Annotated in this window: 17 protein-coding genes; 5 read left to right on the top strand and 12 right to left on the bottom strand. The window is 29.5% G+C overall.

The genetic code is table 11. The annotated features are described in order from the left end of the window. Positions 1-21: 21 nt before the first annotated feature. Complete coding sequence (locus tag Q0958_RS02305) at positions 22-1110, bottom strand: efflux RND transporter periplasmic adaptor subunit (RefSeq protein WP_299119093.1); 1089 nt, start codon at positions 1108-1110, stop codon at positions 22-24. 27 nt (positions 1111-1137) lie between these two features. Next, positions 1138-3471 (bottom strand): TolC family protein, encoded by a 2334-nt coding sequence (locus tag Q0958_RS02300; protein ID WP_299119091.1) that lies wholly within the window; start codon positions 3469-3471, stop codon positions 1138-1140. Positions 3472-3809: 338 nt separating this feature from the next. On the opposite strand from Q0958_RS02300, the gene Q0958_RS02295 reads away from it, so the two are divergent. Further along, a complete protein-coding gene (locus Q0958_RS02295; protein WP_299119089.1) occupies positions 3810-4880 on the top strand; it encodes a helix-turn-helix domain-containing protein in 1071 nt (356 codons plus the stop codon). 4 nt (positions 4881-4884) lie between these two features. On the opposite strand, the gene Q0958_RS02290 is transcribed toward Q0958_RS02295, so the two are convergent. The 8 genes from Q0958_RS02290 to Q0958_RS02255 all read right to left on the bottom strand — a co-directional run bounded on the left by Q0958_RS02290 (position 4885) and on the right by Q0958_RS02255 (position 12035). After that, positions 4885-5463: a DUF1835 domain-containing protein gene (locus Q0958_RS02290; RefSeq protein ID WP_299119086.1), complete on the bottom strand. Its 579-nt coding sequence runs from the start codon at positions 5461-5463 to the stop codon at positions 4885-4887. After that, positions 5456-6565, bottom strand: a complete 1110-nt coding sequence (locus Q0958_RS02285; RefSeq protein ID WP_299119083.1) for an NTP transferase domain-containing protein — start codon at positions 6563-6565, stop codon at positions 5456-5458. Before Q0958_RS02285 ends, Q0958_RS02290 begins: the two co-directional genes overlap by 8 nt. After that, positions 6558-7034, bottom strand: coding sequence for a cyclic pyranopterin monophosphate synthase MoaC (gene moaC, locus Q0958_RS02280; RefSeq protein WP_299119080.1), 477 nt, complete (start codon positions 7032-7034; stop codon positions 6558-6560). Before moaC ends, Q0958_RS02285 begins: the two co-directional genes overlap by 8 nt. A gap of 32 nt (positions 7035-7066) precedes the next feature. Further along, complete coding sequence (locus Q0958_RS02275) at positions 7067-7423, bottom strand: four helix bundle protein (protein ID WP_299119077.1); 357 nt, start codon at positions 7421-7423, stop codon at positions 7067-7069. A gap of 35 nt (positions 7424-7458) precedes the next feature. Further along, positions 7459-8706, bottom strand: coding sequence for a molybdopterin molybdotransferase MoeA (locus Q0958_RS02270; protein WP_299119074.1), 1248 nt, complete (start codon positions 8704-8706; stop codon positions 7459-7461). Between the two features lie 7 nt (positions 8707-8713). Further along, a complete protein-coding gene (locus tag Q0958_RS02265) occupies positions 8714-9178 on the bottom strand; it encodes a hypothetical protein (protein WP_299119070.1) in 465 nt (154 codons plus the stop codon). Between the two features lie 11 nt (positions 9179-9189). Next, complete coding sequence (gene moaA / locus Q0958_RS02260; protein WP_299119066.1) at positions 9190-10182, bottom strand: GTP 3',8-cyclase MoaA; 993 nt, start codon at positions 10180-10182, stop codon at positions 9190-9192. Positions 10183-10265: 83 nt separating this feature from the next. Beyond that, entirely contained in the window at positions 10266-12035 is a 1770-nt protein-coding gene (locus Q0958_RS02255; RefSeq protein WP_299119063.1) for a DNA mismatch repair protein MutS, read from the bottom strand. A 75-nt stretch (positions 12036-12110) separates the two neighbouring features. Here Q0958_RS02255 and uvrC point away from each other — a divergent pair, with 75 nt between their 5' ends. Continuing rightward, positions 12111-13913: an excinuclease ABC subunit UvrC gene (gene uvrC / locus Q0958_RS02250; RefSeq protein ID WP_299119060.1), complete on the top strand. Its 1803-nt coding sequence runs from the start codon at positions 12111-12113 to the stop codon at positions 13911-13913. Then, a complete protein-coding gene (locus tag Q0958_RS02245; RefSeq protein WP_299119057.1) occupies positions 13910-16105 on the top strand; it encodes a patatin-like phospholipase family protein in 2196 nt (731 codons plus the stop codon). Before uvrC ends, Q0958_RS02245 begins: the two co-directional genes overlap by 4 nt. Positions 16106-16165: 60 nt before the next feature. On the opposite strand, the gene Q0958_RS02240 is transcribed toward Q0958_RS02245, so the two are convergent. Further along, complete coding sequence (locus Q0958_RS02240; protein ID WP_150898193.1) at positions 16166-17710, bottom strand: ribonuclease E/G; 1545 nt, start codon at positions 17708-17710, stop codon at positions 16166-16168. A gap of 285 nt (positions 17711-17995) precedes the next feature. Continuing rightward, entirely contained in the window at positions 17996-18286 is a 291-nt protein-coding gene (locus Q0958_RS02235; RefSeq protein ID WP_068702156.1) for an HU family DNA-binding protein, read from the bottom strand. 129 nt (positions 18287-18415) lie between these two features. Between Q0958_RS02235 and mutY the strand changes: the two genes are divergently transcribed. Both mutY and ssb read left to right on the top strand, forming a co-directional pair. Beyond that, the gene (gene mutY, locus Q0958_RS02230) at positions 18416-19462 is read left to right on the top strand and encodes an A/G-specific adenine glycosylase (RefSeq protein ID WP_299119052.1); all 1047 of its coding nucleotides are present in this window, start codon (positions 18416-18418) and stop codon (positions 19460-19462) included. Positions 19463-19498: 36 nt separating this feature from the next. Next, entirely contained in the window at positions 19499-19939 is a 441-nt protein-coding gene (gene ssb, locus Q0958_RS02225; RefSeq protein WP_150898195.1) for a single-stranded DNA-binding protein, read from the top strand. Positions 19940-19958 lie beyond the last annotated feature (19 nt).

Genomic DNA, 19958 nt, shown 5'->3' with positions numbered 1-19958 from the left:
GTTAATTTTATATGAATTTTCTTATTGAAGTTTTACTTCTTGTCCGTTAAGTAAGGTTTGTAAACCAGCAGTAGCTATTTTTTGACCTTCCGATAATCCAGATTTGATAATAAAACCATCAGGAGTTAAATCACCTATAGTAACCAATTGTTTATTCACTTTAGCGTTTTTACCATCCTCAGTAATTAAGAACACAAATTTTCCACTACTATCTTCTCCTACTGCATTTGCAGGAACTACTAATTCTTTAGCTGTAGTTTTTTTAGCACTTGCAAAATGAAAAATAACGTTTGCAGTCATTCCACTTTTTACTTCATCAGAAGGGTTTATTAATGCCACACGGATTGGATAGGTAGCGGTATTAGAATCTAAAGCTGGTGATATTTCTGTAACTTTTCCTTTAAAAACTTTGCCTTGTAAAGAAGAGAATGTAACATCTACAAGCATATTTTGAGTCACATCATTAATAACGCTTTCTGGTAAGCCTAGAAATATTTCCATATCGGTACCAGCATTTAATGTAGCAATTGTTTGTCCAGGGCTTACATTTTCATCAATTTCAGCTTCTACTGAAGAAATAATTCCGTTTTCAGGAACAACTAAATACCCAAAACGGATTTGCTCTTGCTGCAAGGCTACACTTTGTTTTGCTGAATCATAAGAGTTTTTAGCAGAGTTGTATGAGTTTTTTGCGGACTCATAATTACTCAATGCAGTAGACCCTTTTTCAAAAAGTTTACGAGTTCTTTCTAAACTTAACTTTGCAGTATTCATTGCAGATTCTGAGCTGTTTAATGAAGATAAAGCACTTTGGTAGTTTAAACGAGCTTGTACATTGTCTAAAGTAGCTAATTGTTGTCCTTTACGTACTTTTTGTCCTATCTTAATATTAAACTTTGTTATTATTCCAGAACTTCTAAAACTTAATTTTATAATTTTATCGGTACGCGAAGTTCCACTAAATGAACGAACTTTATCGCCACCAAAAAAGCCAACTGTTTGATACTTTACTGGACGTAATAATTGTACAGTTTCCTTTTTTTCTTCACCACAAGATATAAACAGTACCACTGAAAAGATGAACGTTAAAAATTTGATATTATATTTCATTTTGATGATGTTTTTATGGTTGAGTTGTTATTGTTTGTTTAATAAGTAATTTTGAAAACGTTGTGTAAAATCTTCGTTTTCGGCTTTAGTGTGTAATAGGAAATAGTAACCAATGTTACGCTCTAACTGTACTGCATTAATTAAGAAATTATATACAGCATTTGCTTTTGCTAATTGTGCGTTTAAATAATTGTTTTGCGCATCTATTAGTTGTACAAATGTTACCGCTCCTTCTTGATATGAAGATTGTATTAATTCTAAAGACTCTTTTGCAGTTTCTTCTGATACTTTAGATAATTCAATATTCGAAATTTGATTCACTAAATTCAACACTCCATTTCTTACATTGGCAGCAATATTTAATTCACTGTTTTGACGATTGACCTCTATTTGATCTTTTTGAATTATTGCTGTTTGTTTGTTAATGTTGTTTTGGTTTTGATTAAAAATAGGAATGGTCAAATTAACTCCTGCATTGTAATTTCCATTAATAAATGAAGCACCACCAGGAAGTGTACTTCCAACACCACTTCTGTTAAATGTACGGTTGTATTGCCCTTGCAAAGCTACAGTTGGTAAAAATCGATTACTTCCGCTTAATTTGATGTTGCGTTCTGTTGCTTTTAAGTTATAGTCTAACGATTTTAACTCTGGAGCATTTTTCTTAGCTTCTTCTACTAAGAAAGAAATAAACGGTTCACGAGTTGTAGAGTTATCTAACAATTCTGTAAGTTGTGTGTATTTATAATCTTTGTATAATCCTTTATCTAATTCAGCGTCATCTATTTCAATTCGCATTTCTAAAGGATTGTTTAGTAACTGATTTAAACCTATAAATCCTTGCTCTAATTGATTTATAGCTTGTATCATAGCTTGTGTGTTTTGTGCTAACTCACTACGGAAACGTAATACATCTGATTTATCTGATTGTCCAGCCTCAAAATTTTCTTTAGCTATTTGTAAGTTTTTCTTTGTTAAATCCAAATTACGCATTCTAATTTGCACATTTGTTTTTAGTATCAAAGCATTGAAATATGCATTCGAAGCATTGAAAATTGTATTTAACTGTTCGGCATTATAATTTTCTTCTTCTGCTTTTTTAAGATTCTTTTGTATAGTGATGTTTGCACTAGCAGCTGGAGAAAAAATAGTTTGTTGTAATGTAACATTTCCCCCAGTTGAAAACTCAGGGTTTCCGTTTGAAGCGATTTTAGGGTCAATATAAGTTCCAGTTGCTGTAGCCGTTACATTTGGTAAATAATTGCTTTTAGCGGTTTTTACTTTTTGTTCGCTTAAATCAATATTCTTTTTAGTTGCTTGTAATGTTAAGTTATCACCTAAAACTTGTTTCATTACAGAAAGTAAGTTGTAGTTTCTTTCAGCATTAATGTCGTTAAACTCTCCAACAAAATCAGTATCGTTTAATAAACTGTATTTTATAGGAATACCAATAGCACTTACAGTATTGAAATTAATCGTTAACCTTGGACTAAACTCTATATAAACAGGCATGTCAGCTAAAGGTGTACCATTTATATAACTTTCTATTGTTAATGATACACGCCTGAAGAATTGATCAGAATTATCTTCTGATTGATTTGTTGCCATAATACCATTTTCAACATCGTTTATGCTGTTTATGGTAAATGATGGTAGTTTTTTATCAATTAATGCATTTGCTATTTGTTTTGTTTCGTTTTCAGTTAAGAAAAATCCACCAGCGATATATACAGCATCTACATCATCAAGGTTAGAAGTAATATCATTTACCGTTTTAAAAGGAATTAGTTTGTAAGTAGCTCCAACTTCTTTTAGTTCTCTATCAAAAGTTTCTTTTAAAGGAAGAAGATTAGCAAAAGGAGCTTCTACAACAATACCTACCTTTTTAAAATCAGTAAGTTGTTTTAACTTTTTTAAATCGTCTAAATAGGATTGCGAGTTTATTAAATAGGTAAAATTCTTAACTCCAGAAGTAACCTTTGTAACATCTATTGAATTAAAATCTTTATTAATAGCACCAAATAAAATAGTTGGTTTTTTGTATGCAGTTTGTGCTTCAATTATTTTACTATTTACAACACCAAATGCTAAAATAATATCAGTAGTGTTGTTTAGTAGCGTGTTGTAGTTTTGTTTAGCTTTTTCTAAATTGTAATCGTTAACTAGTAAGCAATTTGTTGGGAATGTAATTGTAGCATCTTCCCCTACTACTGTTTTAATTTGGGTTTTTAATTTTTGTAGCAGAGGTTCTAACTCAGTGGTTGCATTATCCAATAAGATACCAATGTTGTAGTTTTTCTTTTTTTGAGCGTAGGAAAATGTTACACTTAAAAATAATAGAAAAAGAAAAAATTTTCTCATTTTTAGTTTTTTTTAATTGATTTTTATTCAACAGGGAGATAAGAGGGGAGAAATATTGTAAGTGTTCAATTATAAATATAATAATAAAAAACTTAGGGGCAAAACTAGGACTTTGTAACGAGTTTGAAGTTTAACTTTATAATATTAGATAAAATTGAGTTTTATGTAAGTACCTGGTAGTTAATGGTTAATGTGTTTTTGGTGTGTAATTTTATAATAATAGATAAAATTATATTTAGAAGTGTATTTTTGTAAATGAATTTAATGAGTCTATGAGTATAATAAAAGCCTTTCCCATTATAAGTGCCCTTTTAGGGTGTTTTTTAACTTTCTTTATAGTGCAAACTAAAAATAGTTTTGGGAAAAATAATGTAGCAAAATATAGTTTAGCCTTAGTTGTATTTCTTTATACTATGATTTCTATTGGAAACTATATTGATACAAATCATTATGAGGCTCCATTATATATAAGTTTTATTTCTTTCATCTCTTTTACTTTTGTTGGAATCTCATTTTATTATTTCTGTGCGTCGGTTATTGATAGAAAAATAAGATTTAAACCTATTGTATTATTAGTACTTGTTTATGGTATTTTTAAAACTTGGTTTTTTCTTTATATAGTAAAAGTGGTTGGTAATCGAGAAGCGATGGATTTGTTATTAAAGAAGCCTTATACACCTATTATAATCTATGCTATTTACGATTATATAGCTTCTTGTTTATTAAACATATTTTTTATCTACCGAGCATTTGTTTTGTTTAAAACAACTCCACTTATTGTATCATTAAATACCAAACGAGAGGTTTATTTTAAATGGATTAATCTGTTGTTTTTTATCAACTTTGCGGTAATCTTGTTTTTAATGATTCAAGCTATATTGGTATTATTTGATATAGGTAGCTTGGATATTATTTTTATGATAGAGCCTATTGTTTATACTGTCTATTTCTTTGTGTTTGTGTATTCTCTGATGTATTTTCCAGTATTTGCTTTTACTGGTGATTATAATGACTTACCTAAAAACGTTAAGGAAAAATACAGGAATTCTTCATTAAGTAATTCTGAAGAGCTGTTTCAAAAGGTTGATATGTTAGTTACCGAAGAAAAAATGTTCTTGTCACCTGAATTAAAGATAAATACACTATCAGAGAGGCTAGAAACCTCTGTACCACATATTTCTCAAGCAATTAATGAGAATAAAAATATTAGTTTCTCCGATTATATTAACGGTTTCAGAATTGATGAGGCAAAAAAGAGATTGCTAGTTAAAAAACCAGACACCATTTTTGCTATTGCAATTGATGTTGGTTTTAACAGTAAAGCTACTTTTTATCATGCATTTAAAAAATTAACGAATACCACACCTACTGAGTTTAGAAAACATCATGTAAAAGATATGGTAGCGTAATTTTTTAATTGGTTAAAGCGTCTTTTAAGTATCTGAATTTGTTAGTAAACTCATCATATTTGAAAAGGCTATTTTTTGTAGCATAAGCTTCCCAGCACTTTTGTAAGTATTCTAAGTTTGGTAAAGTAATTTTTACTTTATAGTTGTATAGAATAGGAAATTCTGATGAGGTATAATTAGTTAGTTTTTGAAGTGTTGACTTTCCTTTATGTTTTCCTGAGCAAACTAAGAAGTATTGCGTGTTTTTTGAAAAATTTTGAGCTAAGAAACTTCCCAAAGCTACTAAGTTAATTTGAGAAGCCTTAGTGTAGTCTAACCATAATACAACTTCAGAGTATTCGTTTACATCTTCTAATTGTAATATGGGTTTTATGGTAGCATCAAAATATGCTATTCTTGGAGTTTCATACGTGTTTTCAAAAAATGAATAGCGTTCAGACCAAAATTCATCTGAAAAAATATCTTTTGTTAGAGGGCCTTCAGTAAGTTTTTCATTAAAAAACAAGGTATCCCCATTAATAGACGATTCTTTAAAAATAGTTAAGGCTTCTTCAGAACTAAATACATGTAATGCTTTACCCATTAATCTCTTTTTTAGCAAGTTCAAATTCTTCTGGAGTATTAATATTTCTAATTAGATTGTCATCTACTTCAATAATTTCTACTTCAGAATTGATCAACATTTTACGAGGGCATGAATAACCTTGAGCTAAATATTGTAATAATTTACTATAGGCTTTTGGTTCGTATATGGTAATTAATGGCTCAGGAAATTCCTTATCCTTTCCTTTTATAGCTGTTGCTAATTTGCTAGGATTTCTTTTTTCTAACAATAACTGAATTAATGTGTTATTTACAAAAGGAAGATCGGTAGCTAAAACCAACCAAGCTGAATTTGGATCTTTTTGAAATGCTGAACAAATACCACCAAAAGGGCCTAGATTTAAAAAGGTATCATGGATTTCATCAGTGTGTTCAGAATTTGTTCTAACTGAAAAATAGGTTTCTAAACTATTAGATTCTAATAATTCTTTAGCAAACTGTTTTTGAGGTTTGCCATAATAATTTAACTCAGATTTATCTGTGCCCATACGAGTACTTTTACCACCCGTTAATACCAATCCTTTAACAGGAGCAATATTCTCTTTAATTAAATTATGAATGTGTTTTGTAATTTTATCTACTTCATCAATTGAATAACTTGTAATGTTTTCTATATGAGGAAACTTTTCTTTTAAACAATCGAAATAAGGAGTATCTGGATTCAATTTTATAACAAATTGAATGTTTGTTATTTGATCCATTCGCTTTTTTATAGAAGCCTCTTTTTCTCTATCTAAAATTAATATTTGTTTTGATCCTTGATAGTGATTACCATTTATGAAAACAAAGTCGTGATTTATAAACTGTAATCGTTGTTCAAATTTATTAATGCTAGATACAGTATTCAACTGTAAATTTCCCTCATGATGAAAGGTATATTCTGATAAAATATTTAATGATACATCTTTAGCGTGTGAAGCATCAAAATAAGCTAAGTTATAAGTAGCTAAATTTTCAGAAACTTTATATACTAAATCGGCAATTATACCACATTTAGCTCCTAAAATTGCAACTTCATTGGTAGCAAAAGTGTCATTATACTTTTTGGTAATATTTGCGTGTTTTTGATGTTTTTTATCCATTTTTAATATCAGATTTACCCCCAGTTTTTTCTAATAGTTTCACTTCTTTAATCACCATTTCTTGATTAATGGCTTTACACATATCGTAAATTGTTAAACAAGTTGCAGAAGCTCCAGTTAATGCTTCCATTTCTACACCTGTTTTCCCTTCAATAGTAACTTTACAAAGCACTTCAATATGTTCTGTATCGGTTATATTAATATTAATATCAACTCCATTGATTAATAATGGATGGCACATAGGAATGATATCTGATGTTTTTTTTACCGCTTGTATACCAGCAATAATAGCTGTTTGAAAAACTGGCCCTTTTTTAGTAATTAATTCTTCATTGTTAAAATGAGAAATTATTTCGGAGCCTAAATACATAGTTGCTTTTGCAATAGCAGTTCGTTTCGTGATTTTTTTATCAGAAACGTTGACCATTTTAGGCTGATTTTGTTCGTTTATATGGGTAAAGTTGTTCACTTTGTAAAATTAAAATTTTTAGTGTTGAGTTATTAGTTTTTAGTTGTGTTTTGTTGAGATGTTTTTACTATAGCTGTTAGTAACCTTATTAATTCATGAGCATCTGAAAGTAAATCATTGACATTAATATTTGTTAAATCACTTTCTTTTAATAAACGCAACCAATATTTAGTTTCTCTAGCTTCTTTAGATGAAATAGACATTTTAGCAATAAAGTCACGTTTACTCTGACCAGCTAAAGCTTCTTCAATGTTTGCTCCAATCGAAGTTCCACTTCTCAATAATTGTTTTGAAATTATAAATTCTTTTTCTTGCTGTAATTTTTTGTACAGTGAAATAACTTTTAAAGAAAACTGAAAACTCTTATTTTGAACAATGCTTTCTTTCATTTCTGATTTTTTAACTCAAAACTAAACATTAATAATTAAAAACATCGATAGGTAATTATCGGAAAAACGCTCCCTTTCTTAAATATTACCTCTTCGGTTTTAGGAAGTTCTATAAAACCATCTGCAGCAACCAAACTAGCTAAATCACCAGAACCATTCCCTTTTATAGGCTTAGCGAATAATGTTCCGTTTTTGTTTTCTAATTTGACTTGTAAATAATATGTCAGATTTGGTTTAAAAGTTACATCTTCAGGTAGTATTGCTTCTTGTATGTTATCTTCTATGGCTACCGATTTTTTATACCATGGATAAAAATAAACCATACAGTTTACAAAGGTAGATACTGGATTTCCCGGGAAAGCAAAAACAACTGTATTTTTTTTGTTTTCTGAGTTTTGATAAACATTTTTCTCTCCCATATCTAAAGCATCTGCAAAGCCAAACCAAAATGGTTTTCCTGGTCGTTGAGCCACCTTATGAAATAGCTTTTCTACTTTTAACTCTGATAATACTTCTGGTAAAAAATCAAACTTTCCTTTACTTACAGCTCCGCTAAATAATAGTACATCGTATTCTTGTAGGTAGCTATAAATCTTTTCCTTTAAAACCTGTTTGTTATCTGTTAAGTGTTTGGTTTCTGAAGGAATATTCAGATTACTTAATAAAGATACTAAGGTATAAACATTTGATCTTCTTATTTGATAATCTAAAGGAGTTTCGTGTACATCAACTAGTTCGTCACCAGTAGAAATAATAAGTACTTTGGGTTGTTTGGCAACTTTTACATTAGCTTTTCCCACAGTTGCAATTACTCCAATTTCCGCAGGAGAAATAATAGTGTTTTCAGAAACCAAAATTGCTCCTTGTTTTTTGTCTTTTCCTTTTTGATGAATGTTTTGCTGACTGTTTATTGTATCCACATTAATGGTTGCAATTCCATCTACTATATCAACATCTTCATAACGAATTACAGTGTCACAATTGTTAGGTAAAACAGCTCCAGTCATAACTTCTATACAGTTATTATCTTGTTGCATGGATAATTGTTTACTGCCAGCAGGCTGTATTCCTTCAACTTTAAAGTTTCTTTGTCCGTTTTTAAAAAAGGAATAATTAATTGCAATTCCATCCATAGCAACACGATTGAAAGGAGGGAAGTCTCTATCGGCAACAATATTTTCTTTTAAAACACGACCAGCAGATTGCATAAAAGGAATTTCTTCAATACCAAAATTCTGAGTGTTTTCTAATATGATATGTTTTGCTTCTTGTGTTGTTATCATTTGTAAGTTATGATATTGTATTTTGATTAACTATGTTTTCAGCAACTTTAGTTAATTTTAATTGTTCATTATTAAATCCGAGAAGAGATTTTAATTTATCTAAAAACGATTTTGGTTCTGGTTTAACAATATCCCATATTTCATTTCCTTTAAATTTTGTTGGATATAATATATTAGACTTCCATTCTATAGAAGTAAATAAAGTCCCATAAAGCTCAAACCCCATTAATTCTCCAAGTTCAGCCAAAGACTCTGTGATATTGTTAGCATACATAGAAATTTCATAATATTCTAAATCGTCATTGTAAATAACCAAAAACCAATCATCCATTAAAGGGCCATTAGCATTTGTAAACTCTCCAATTAATTTAATTTTCTCATACGGGACTTTTACAACTTCATTGTCTTCAAATCTCCATATGATATTTCCTTTTTCTATTGTTACTTTTCCTGATCTGCTTTTTTCATCCATGTTTTTTCAAGTTACCCACCAATAGTACTCATACTTTCGCTTACATTTCCTTTTTTACGATTGGCTTCGGCAACAAAACCGTTTTCTGGCTTTTCTTTAATTAAGGATAAAAACAATTCTTTTAAATCTTCATTACTAGCACCATTTCTAATAAAATCGCGCAGATTAAAAACACCATCGTCAAACAAACAATTTTTAAAAGTTCCTGTTGAAGTAATTCTTATTCGGTTGCAATCGTTGCAAATTATTCGTGTAAAAGCAGGAATAATTCCTACTGTCCCTTGGTGATTTTCAATAGAAAAATTACGTGATGTTGATGATTTTTCTGAAAGAACTGCTTTTACATCGTATGCCGACTGTATTTCGTTTAAAATCTTAGTGTAATTCCAGTTTTCTTGAGTGTCGCGTTGCCCTTTTCCGTTAAAAGGCATTTCTTCAATAAAACGAACAGCTATATTTCTGTCTTTAGTTAAAGCAACAAAATCATTAATCTCATCAGTATTAAATCCTGATTGTACTACTACATTTAGTTTTAAATTCAACGAACTTTTTTCTAATAGTTCAAAAGTTTTATATACTTCAGGAAATACATCACGACGCGTAATCTTAGCAAATTTATCAGAATGTAAACTATCAATACTTAAATTGATATTCTTAATTTTTTCAAGTTTTTCTAAGGTAGGAATGTGTTTTGAAACTAAAGCTCCGTTTGTAGTAATGTTAATAGCATCTAACAAATCGTTATAAGATAACATTTCTAAGAAAGACATGAAGTCTTTGCGAGCAAATGGTTCTCCTCCTGTTAATCTTACTTTATTAACGCCTAATTCAGTAAGTACACGAATAATTCGGTACATTTCTTTATAGCTCAAAAGCTCTTTTCTAGGAACAATATCTATTCCATGAGCAGGCATACAATATTGGCAACGAAGGTTACAACGATCGGTTACAGCCAATCGAACATAACTAATTTGTCTTCCAAAATTGTCAATAAGTTTACTCATACTGTAAAGATATGGATTAATGAGTCAATTATTTGCTGTCATTTATCATAGTTATATAAAAATTAACTTATGATATAGCGATGTTATATGATTTCCATTTTGTTGAGTAAAAAAGAAGCATTCATATTTTTACAAACCCCATCTTTCATTTTATAATCAAAATGAAGTTCGTTATTTAAAATTTCAGCATCAAAATAATAGTTCTCAATAGTTTTATATTCACTAGCTAATTCGCATAAACTCACATCATGTGTTGCTATAATTCCAGTTGAATTTGAATTGTTTAGTTTTTCAACAAATTTTTTAGATCCTATGGCTTTATCTTTACTATTAGTTCCTTTTAAAATTTCATCTAAAATGATAAAATAGTTTTCGTTTTTGATTTCGTTTACTATAAATTTTAAGCGTTTCAATTCAGCATAAAAATATGATTCATCTTCACTTAATGAATCTGAAGTTCGCATGCTAGTAATTAGTTTTATAGGATTATAATTAAATTCACTAGCACAAACAGGGAGACCGCAATTAGCCATAACTATAGATAAAGAAACTGTTCTTAAAAAAGTACTTTTACCAGCCATATTTGCTCCAGTAACAATAAAAAATTGTTCTTTATCTATGGTGAAGTTATTATCAACCCTTTTAGAAGAATCTAATAATGGATGTCCTAGGCTTTTAGCGTTTATAACGTTTTTTTCTTTTTTAATACTTGGGAATACATAATCGTATTTATTAAAAGTAAAATTTGCTAATGAGTTTTGTGCATCAAAAAAAGAAACTACACTAAACCATTCTTCAACAGTGTTTTTATAGGTGGAAATCCATTTTTCTATTTGAATAGAATTACGAATATCCCATAAAAACAAACCGTTACCTATTAGAGCAATTATAATATTATTTCGTTGGTCAAAGGCATCTAACTTTTTAGAAAACTCTTTAAAAATAGCTGAAGCTTTCTTGTCTTTTAATCGAATTTTTTCTTGTTTTTCCTTTAGTGTTATATTAGAAAATTGTTCATTTTCTATTTGTTCTAGGAGTTGATAATATTGATTAAATGTCTCTTTTGCTTTTCCTGTTTCTATTGATAATTGTTGAGTGTTTTTAATAAAAGAAACGGTAACTGATAAACCAATAAAAAACCAAATCAAAAGAACAGAAAATGGAATGAAGCTAAAACTTAATAAACCAATTAAAACAAGTGATGTAAATGAAAATACGTACGATGAAACTTTTAAAAAAGATGGAAGTTTTTGTTCGTAGTTGTGTATCCAGTTTACAATTGCAGATGTTGAGGTTTTTGTTTGAATTAAGCTAGCAAGGGCTGTAAAATGTTGACGCCATTTTGCTTTTAATGATAGCTCTTTTATTATTTGCTGTTTCTCTTCAATATTAGAAATATCATTACTTGTTAAAGTAGTTGCTAGTAATTTTTTTCCTTCTAGTGTTGCAGTTCTGTTGAGGTATTGAAAAAAAGAACCATCTCCAAATAAGTCAATATCATTACTAAAATAATGTTCGGGATTTGTAAATTCATATCCTTCATATAAATCATAGTAATTGCCATCTAAAACATCAATTTCATTTTGGTTGATTTTAAGTTTAGATTCCGTAAGTCTAATATTTTCTTTTAATTGATTGTGTTTAAGAATTAAAAAAACAAAGCAAATTATAGCCAAAAAACTACCAATAAAAAGCATTTTTAATCCTGTTAATGCAAAATAGATAGAAAAAGCAATAAATAGAAAAGTAATAAGTCTTAAAATACGGGTGTAAAACAACTGTTTTTTAAGTTTGGCAAGTGCTGTATTTAAGCTATTTATTTCTTCTTTATAAAATGAAATAGGTTGTTGCATTGTTTTGTGAATGAAAATTGGTGTAAAAGTACGTATAGCAACGTAAATATCTGTATAAAATCGTATTTTCGTTGTATGCCAACTTCATTAGAACTTCAAGTAAAAACGCTGCCTACATCTCCAGGAGTTTATCAATATTTTGATAAGGATGATGTAATTATTTATGTGGGTAAAGCAAAAAATTTAAAAAAGCGTGTTTCATCATATTTTACAAAGAATCATGAAAATGGTAAAACGAGAGTTTTAGTTAAAAAAATTGTACGAATAGAGCATGTTGTTGTTGATACTGAGACAGATGCTTTGTTGCTTGAAAATAACTTAATAAAAAAATACAAACCTAGATATAACGTTTTGCTAAAAGACGATAAATCATATCCATGGATTTGTATTAAGAAAGAACGTTTTCCTAGAGTGTTTTCAACTAGAAGAGTTATTAAAGATGGTTCTGAATATTTTGGTCCCTATACCAATATGAGAACTGTACATGCTCTGTTAGATTTAATTAAGGAATTGTATCCTCTAAGAACTTGTAATTACGATTTACATCAAGAGAAAATAGATTCAGGTAAGTATAAGGTTTGTTTAGAGTATCACTTAGGTAATTGTAAAGGTGCTTGTGAAGGGTATCAACATGAAGATGCTTACATGGATGATATTAGAGGTATTAGAAACATTATTAAAGGAAACTTTAAAGAAAGTTTAGAGCGATTACAAAATATTATGTTCGATTTTGCTTCTGAAATGAAATTTGAAGAGGCGCAAAAAATTAAAGATAAATTAGCTTCATTACAAAACTATCAAGCAAAGTCAACAATTGTAAATCCATCAATAAATAATGTAGATGTGTTCTCAATTATTTCTGATGAAACTCACGGGTATGCAAATTTCTTTAAGGTAATGAATGGTTCTATAGTTCAATCCTATACAACTGAAATCAAAAAGAAATTAGATGAAACTGATAAGGAGTTGTTAGAATTGTTTATTGTTGAAACACGTAATCGATTCAATTCTTTATCAAGAGAAGTATTTGTGCCTTTTAAAGTAGATTTAGGTGAGAAAATAAAAGTTACGGTACCTAAGTTAGGGGATAAAAAACGAATTGTTGAATTGTCTGAACGCAATGCAAAATATTATAGACAAGAACAATTTAAACAAATAAAGATTGTAGACCCTGATCGTCATGTAAAACGAATTATGGCTCAAATGCAAAAGGATTTACGTTTGCATGTAGAGCCAAGACATATTGAGTGTTTTGATAATTCAAACATTCAAGGAACGAATCCGGTAGCAGCTTGTGTTGTTTTTAAAGATGGTAAGCCAAGCAAAAAAGATTACCGTCATTTCAATATTAAAACAGTTGAAGGGCCAGACGATTTTGCTTCTATGGAAGAAGTTGTTTATCGTAGATATAAACGATTGTTAGATGAAAATCAATCCTTACCTCAATTAATTGTAATAGATGGTGGAAAAGGGCAATTATCATCTGCATTAAAGAGTTTAGATGCATTAGGATTAAGAGGGAAAATAGCTATTATAGGAATTGCTAAAAGATTGGAGGAAATTTATTATCCAGGAGATAGTGTTCCACTATATTTAGATAAAAAGTCAGAGAGTCTAAAAATAATTCAATACTTGCGTAATGAAGCCCACAGGTTTGGAATTACTTTTCATAGAAATAAAAGAAGTAAAAGTGCTATTCAGTCGGAATTAGAACAAATTCCAGATATAGGTAAACAAACGATAACGAATCTTTTACGTAAATTTAAATCAGCCAAAAGAGTAAAAGAAGCTACCTTAGATGATTTAAAAGAAGTAGTTGGTTTATCGAGAGCACAAAAGATTTATCAATACTATCAAAAAGAGAAAGAAAAAGGATGAGAAAATTATTGCTGTTATTATTTTTTCCAATGTTTATGCTAGGGCAAAATCAACCTAAGGTTGGTTTAGTGTTAAGTGGAGGTGGGGCAAAAGGATTTGCACATATTGGAATATTAAAAGAAATAGAAAAATCTGGATTACACTTAGATTATATTGGAGGAACTAGTATGGGATCAATAGTTGGAGGATTGTACGCTTCTGGTTACTCGGCAAGTCAAATAGAAAAAATAGTTTTAGATACTGATTTTATAACATTACTTCAAGATAAAATTTCAAGAAGAGAAAAATCTCTTTTTAATAAAGAGCATGGAGAAAAGTATGCGATTACATTGCCAATTAAAGGAGGTAGTATTGGGTTGCCATTAGGTTTGTCGAAAGGGCAAAATGTACTTAATTACTTAACAGAATTATTAGCCCCAGTAGATGAAATTAATGATTTTTCTAAGCTTCCAATTCCATTTTATTGTATTGCTACAAATATAGAATCAGGTGAGGAAGAGGTTTTAGAAAAAGGTTCTTTGCCTTTGGCTTTAAGAGCTAGTGCAGCTTTTCCTTCTTTACTTAACCCAGTAGAAATTGATGGGAAATTGTTGGTTGATGGAGGAGTGGTAAATAATTTTCCTGTTGATGTAATGAGGAAAAAAGGTTTAGACCTTGTTATTGGAGTTAGTGTGCAAGGACAATTGTTAAAAAGAGAAGAATTGTCTTCAATAGCATCTTTATTGATGCAAATTGTAAATTTTCAGATGTATAAGAAATCTGATGAACAAACACGATTATTGAATGTTTATATACGTCCTGATATTTTAGAGTATAGTGTAATTTCTTTTGATCAAAAAGGAGAAATTATAGAGAAAGGAATTGAAAAAGCAAAATCTTATAAAGTTGTTTTCGATAGTATTGCAAAATTACAAGCGTATAAAAAGAAAAGACCTTTACTTAAATTAACTAAGGAAAAATTTTTAATAGATAAAGTTGTTATTGAAGGGAATAAAAATTACACGAATAATCACATCTTAGGAAAAATGCAACTAAGAGAAGGTGATAGTGTTTCGTATAAAGATATTTCTAAGAAAATAAATACATTAACAGCCTCAAAAAACTTTAAAAGGATAGATTATCACTTTGAAAAATCTTTTAAAGGAAAGAAGCTTGTTTTAACTGTAAAAGAGGAAAAAATACAATCTTATTTACGTTTTGGAGTTCATTACGATTTGCTTTATAAATCTGCTGTATTGCTAAATTATAATTATAAAAAGTTATTTCTTCAAAATGATGAATTATCGTTAGATATTGGTATTGGAGATAAAATTAGGTATGATTTTGAGTATTTTGTTGATAATGGTTTGATTCCAAGTTATGGATTTAAATCTAGGTATAACAATTTCACTAGTGACTTTTTATTTAATAATAACTTAATTAATATTAGATATAGAGATTTTAGTAATAAAATTTATTTGCAAACAACAATGGATAAAAAGTTTGCTATTGGTGTTGGAGTAGAACATAAAAACATAAAAGTAAGTTCTGAGAATGTTCTAACAAATGGACAAGAAACAATATTTGATTATAGTAATTATGTAAATGGGTATGCTTTTTTAAAATTAGATACTTATAATAAAGCAATGTTTCCTACAGAAGGTTTCTATGCTGATATAGGATTTAAATGGTTTGTATGGTCAGATAGAAATAGTAGGCTTTCTAGATTTGCGCAAGGAAGTGACCCTTTTAGACAGTTTTCACAAATAAAAGGAACCTTAGGTTTTGCAACTACTTTCTATGATAAATTAACCTTTCAATATATTTCAGAAGCAGGTCTTACACTTGGGAAAAAATCTTCTCAAATGTTTGATTTCCGATTAGGGGGTTACAATCAAAATTACATTAATAATTTCACACCTTTCTATGGTTATGATACAGGGATGTTAAATGATCAATCATTTTTAAGGTCTGAATTTAATCTTAGGTATCAGATTTTTAATAACTATAAACATTATGCTGTCCTTATAGCTAACTATGCTCGTGTTGAAGAAAATGTATTTAAAGGAGCTAGTTTGTTCGATAACACCAAGTCAGGTTATGCAGTAGGTTATAGTGTAGAAACACTTATAGGCCCTATAGAGTTAAAGTACAGTTGGTCGCCAGATCATAGAGAGAAATACTGGTTATTCAATTTAGGTTTCTGGTTTTAAGACATAAAAAAACCTCATTTTAACTAATAAAATGAGGTTTTATTTCATAATAAGATTGCCTTACTTACTTTTCTTTTTCTTCTTTAAAAAGAATTTATATTGTAGGTATTGATAAGCGTCTCTCGGTAATATTTTAATCCACTTTTTGTGTTGAACAAACCATTTAAAACGAATAGAATTAACGCCTTTTGTTAAATACGCAGCTATAAAAGGATGTACATTTAAAGTAATTTCCTTGTACTTTTTACCGCTATTAATTATGCGTTCTAATTCAGCTTCTATTTTATCTACTAAAACAATAGGAGCTTCAACTTCACCGTTTTTGTTAGGATTTGGTTCACGTGTTTTTATGTGTAATTCAGGTCGTACACGTTGTCTTGTAATTTGTACTAAACCAAATTTACTCGGAGGTAAAATTTTGTGTTTTGTACGATCTAAAGACATAGCTTCTTTTAAATGTTGATATAATTTCTGTCTGTTTTCGGCAGTTTTCATATCAATAAAGTCAACAACTATAATTCCACCCATATCTCGTAACTGTAACTGACGAGCTATTTCGCTAGCGGCTATTAAATTGACTTCTAATGCAGTTTCTTCTTGGCTTAAAGCTTTGTTAGAACGATTTCCACTATTTACATCAATAACATGTAGTGCTTCAGTATGTTCTATAACTAAATAAGCTCCCTTACTCATGGAAACTGTTTTTCCAAATGATGTTTTTATTTGACGTTCGATACCATATTTCTCAAAAATTGGTGTGTCAGATTTGTGTAGTTTCACAATGTTTTCCTTGTCAGGTGATATTTCTTGTAAATATTCTTTAATTTCAACCTTTAGGGCTTCATCATTGGTGATAATACTTGTAAAAGAATCATTCATTACATCTCTTAAAATAGAAGATGCTCTGTTTAATTCACTTAGTATTTTTGTTGGAGTATTTTGGTTTGCAATACTATTGCACATTGTTTTCCAACGGTCAAGTGAATTCTGTAAATCTTTATCCAGTTCTGCTACCTTCTTTCCTTGGGCAACAGTACGTAAAATAAGTCCAAACCCTTTTGGTTTGATACTTTTTGCTAATTTTTTTAAACGTTCTTTTTCTTTTGGATCAGCTATTTTTTGCGATACTGATACTCTGTTTGAAAAAGGAACTAAAACTAAAAATCTACCAGCTATTGATAGTTCCGAACTAATTCTCGGACCTTTGGTAGAAATAGGTTCTTTTACAATTTGTACTAATAAATTTTGACCTGATTTTAGTACATCATTAATACTTCCATCTTTGTTGATATCATCTTCAAAGCGAAAGTTTTTTAAAGTGAATTCTTTATAATTACCTGTGCTTACTTTCTTAATGAATTTGTTTAAAGATTGTACTTGTGGACCTAAATCGTGGTAGTGTAAAAAACCATCTTTAGGATATCCAACATTTACAAAAGAAGCGTTAAGACCAGTCATTACCTTTCCTATCTTAGCAAGAAAAATATCTCCGACTGAAAATTTATTATCGCTTGTTTCTTTATTTAATTCAGTAAGTCTACCATCTCTTAATAAGGCGAAATCAATATCAGAAGAATTTGAACGAATTATTAATTCTGTTTTCATTCTGAATTTGGTTTTGTGCCAACGATTAATCGTAGACGGGTTAATTTGTAAACAGGTATAAATTATATACCATTTTAAGGTGTTAAAACCTTAATGTCAATGAACGTAAGCTATAAAAGCAACGAAAAAGTAAGCGTTAGCTTACTTTTTCTTATGACGATTTGCTCTTGCTCTTTTCTTTCTTTTGTGAGTAGAGATCTTTGCTCTCTTTCTTTTTTTACCACTTGGCATAATTGAAATGTTTTGTAAAACCTTTAAATAAAGGTTTTGGTTAATATTGTTTTATTATTTTACAGATACTTTAGTCTTAACACCCTCTGTAAACACTTTTGAAGGTTTAAAAGCAGGAATGTTGTGTGCAGGTATTTTGATAGTAGTATTCTTAGAGATGTTTCTACCAGTCTTTTCTGCTCTAGTCTTGATGATAAAGCTACCAAAACCTCTTAAATATACATTATCTCCACTCTCAAGTGCATCTTTTACTTCGTCCATAAATGCTTCAACAGTTGCTAAAACATCTGCTTTTTCAATTCCACTCTTATCTGAAATCTTAGATACGATATCTGCTTTTGTCATTCTATATATATTTTGAATTTATTTTTAAAAATGAGGGTGCAAATATATGATAATTAATCTATTCCGAAAAAAATAAGAATAAAAAAATCTAAATAAAATGCACTATTTTCGCTTACCCAATTTACATAAATGATTTTACCTAAACAACTAATTTACTGGTATTTACAAAATAAAAGAGACTTGCCTTGGCGTAAAACAAAGGACCCTTATAAGGTTTGGTTGAGTGAAATTATGCTTCAGCAAACTCGAGTTGCTCAAGGTTTACCGTATTTTTTAAAATTTACCGAAGCATTTCCAACAGTGTTTGATTTAGCTAAATCAGATGAAAGTACAGTGCTTAAATTATGGCAAGGATTGGGGTATTATTCAAGAGCAAGAAATCTACATTTTACCTCTAAATATATAAGTAATGAATTGAAAGGAGTTTTTCCAAATAATTATAAGGAGTTACTAAAATTAAAAGGTGTAGGTGATTATACTGCATCTGCTATTGCGTCTATTTGTTATGATGAACCAGTAGCTGTAGTTGATGGTAATGTATATAGAGTTTTGTCTCGTTTTTTTGGGATAAGTACACCTATTAATTCTACTAAAGGAATAAAGGAATTTAAGGAATTAGCAGGGACATTAATTGATGTAACTCAGCCAGGAACCTATAATCAGGCAATTATGGATTTTGGTGCCCTACATTGTAAACCACAAAATCCATTATGTAATGAGTGTCCAGTATCAGAAAGTTGTGTAGCGTTTGGAAAAAACTTGATTAAAGAGTTGCCTGTTAAAGAGAAGAAAATTAAAGTTAAAAAGCGTTATTTTAATTATTTAGTAGTAGTTACTGATGATAATAAAACCGTATTTAATGAAAGAATTGGTAAAGGTATTTGGCAAGGTTTATATGAGTTTCCTCTTTTAGAAACTAAAATGTCTATTTCAGAAGAAGAACTAATAGAACATAAACAGTTTTTAGAATTATTTCCTAATAAAACAACAATGTCTTTATTTAATAGAGAAGATATAGTGCATAAACTGTCGCATCAACATTTGTTTACTAAGTTTTGGATTGTAAAAACAAAGAAAGTAGAAGGAGAAACAGTAAATTGGAATCAGGTGAAAAAATATCCTACACCTATATTAATAGATAAGTTTTTAAATGAATATTTAAGTGAGGCATTGTAATTTTTGTATATTTGATTTTACACTAATTTTTTAGCTATGGCAGGAACAATTAATAAGGTAATTTTAATAGGTCATTTAGGAGATGAAGTAAAAATGCATTATTTCGAAGGAGGTAATTCTGTAGGGCGTTTTCCTTTAGCTACAAATGAAACATATACCAATAGACAAACAGGAGAAAGAATAACAAATGTAGAATGGCATAATATTGTAGTACGTAATAAATTAGCTGAAATTTGTGAGAAATATTTAACAAAAGGAGACCGTGTATATTGTGAAGGACGAATTAAAACACGTCAGTACGAAGTAGATGGTCAAAAAAGATATACTACAGAGATTCAGGTGCAAGACATGACTTTTTTATCAACTAAAAAAGACCCTAATAGTGTACCTTCAAATATGAATCCTACACCAACTCAAGAAAGTAGTAAACCAACTCCTAATGTAGCTCCACAAGAAGACGATGATTTACCATTTTAGTTTAATTAAAATTTAAAAA

This window comes from uncultured Tenacibaculum sp. (genome assembly GCF_947499065.1).
Taxonomy (GTDB): domain Bacteria; phylum Bacteroidota; class Bacteroidia; order Flavobacteriales; family Flavobacteriaceae; genus Polaribacter.
The sequence above is the reverse complement of the archived record's forward strand: the minus strand, read 5'-3'. Positions and strand labels throughout refer to the sequence as shown.

What these genes read in the sequence shown, in the direction of transcription:
- Q0958_RS02305 (WP_299119093.1), bottom strand. Translation starts at nt 1,110, where the DNA reads ATGAAATATAATATCAAATTTTTAACGTTCATCTTTTCAGTGGTACTG.
- Q0958_RS02300 (WP_299119091.1), bottom strand. Translation starts at nt 3,471, where the DNA reads ATGAGAAAATTTTTTCTTTTTCTATTATTTTTAAGTGTAACATTTTCC.
- Q0958_RS02290 (WP_299119086.1), bottom strand. Translation starts at nt 5,463, where the DNA reads ATGGGTAAAGCATTACATGTATTTAGTTCTGAAGAAGCCTTAACTATT.
- Q0958_RS02285 (WP_299119083.1), bottom strand. Translation starts at nt 6,565, where the DNA reads ATGGATAAAAAACATCAAAAACACGCAAATATTACCAAAAAGTATAAT.
- Q0958_RS02275 (WP_299119077.1), bottom strand. Translation starts at nt 7,423, where the DNA reads ATGAAAGAAAGCATTGTTCAAAATAAGAGTTTTCAGTTTTCTTTAAAA.
- Q0958_RS02270 (WP_299119074.1), bottom strand. Translation starts at nt 8,706, where the DNA reads ATGATAACAACACAAGAAGCAAAACATATCATATTAGAAAACACTCAG.
- Q0958_RS02265 (WP_299119070.1), bottom strand. Translation starts at nt 9,178, where the DNA reads ATGGATGAAAAAAGCAGATCAGGAAAAGTAACAATAGAAAAAGGAAAT.
- moaA (WP_299119066.1), bottom strand. Translation starts at nt 10,182, where the DNA reads ATGAGTAAACTTATTGACAATTTTGGAAGACAAATTAGTTATGTTCGA.
- Q0958_RS02255 (WP_299119063.1), bottom strand. Translation starts at nt 12,035, where the DNA reads ATGCAACAACCTATTTCATTTTATAAAGAAGAAATAAATAGCTTAAAT.
- uvrC (WP_299119060.1), top strand. Translation starts at nt 12,111, where the DNA reads ATGCCAACTTCATTAGAACTTCAAGTAAAAACGCTGCCTACATCTCCA.
- Q0958_RS02245 (WP_299119057.1), top strand. Translation starts at nt 13,910, where the DNA reads ATGAGAAAATTATTGCTGTTATTATTTTTTCCAATGTTTATGCTAGGG.
- Q0958_RS02240 (WP_150898193.1), bottom strand. Translation starts at nt 17,710, where the DNA reads ATGAAAACAGAATTAATAATTCGTTCAAATTCTTCTGATATTGATTTC.
- Q0958_RS02235 (WP_068702156.1), bottom strand. Translation starts at nt 18,286, where the DNA reads ATGACAAAAGCAGATATCGTATCTAAGATTTCAGATAAGAGTGGAATT.
- mutY (WP_299119052.1), top strand. Translation starts at nt 18,416, where the DNA reads ATGATTTTACCTAAACAACTAATTTACTGGTATTTACAAAATAAAAGA.
- ssb (WP_150898195.1), top strand. Translation starts at nt 19,499, where the DNA reads ATGGCAGGAACAATTAATAAGGTAATTTTAATAGGTCATTTAGGAGAT.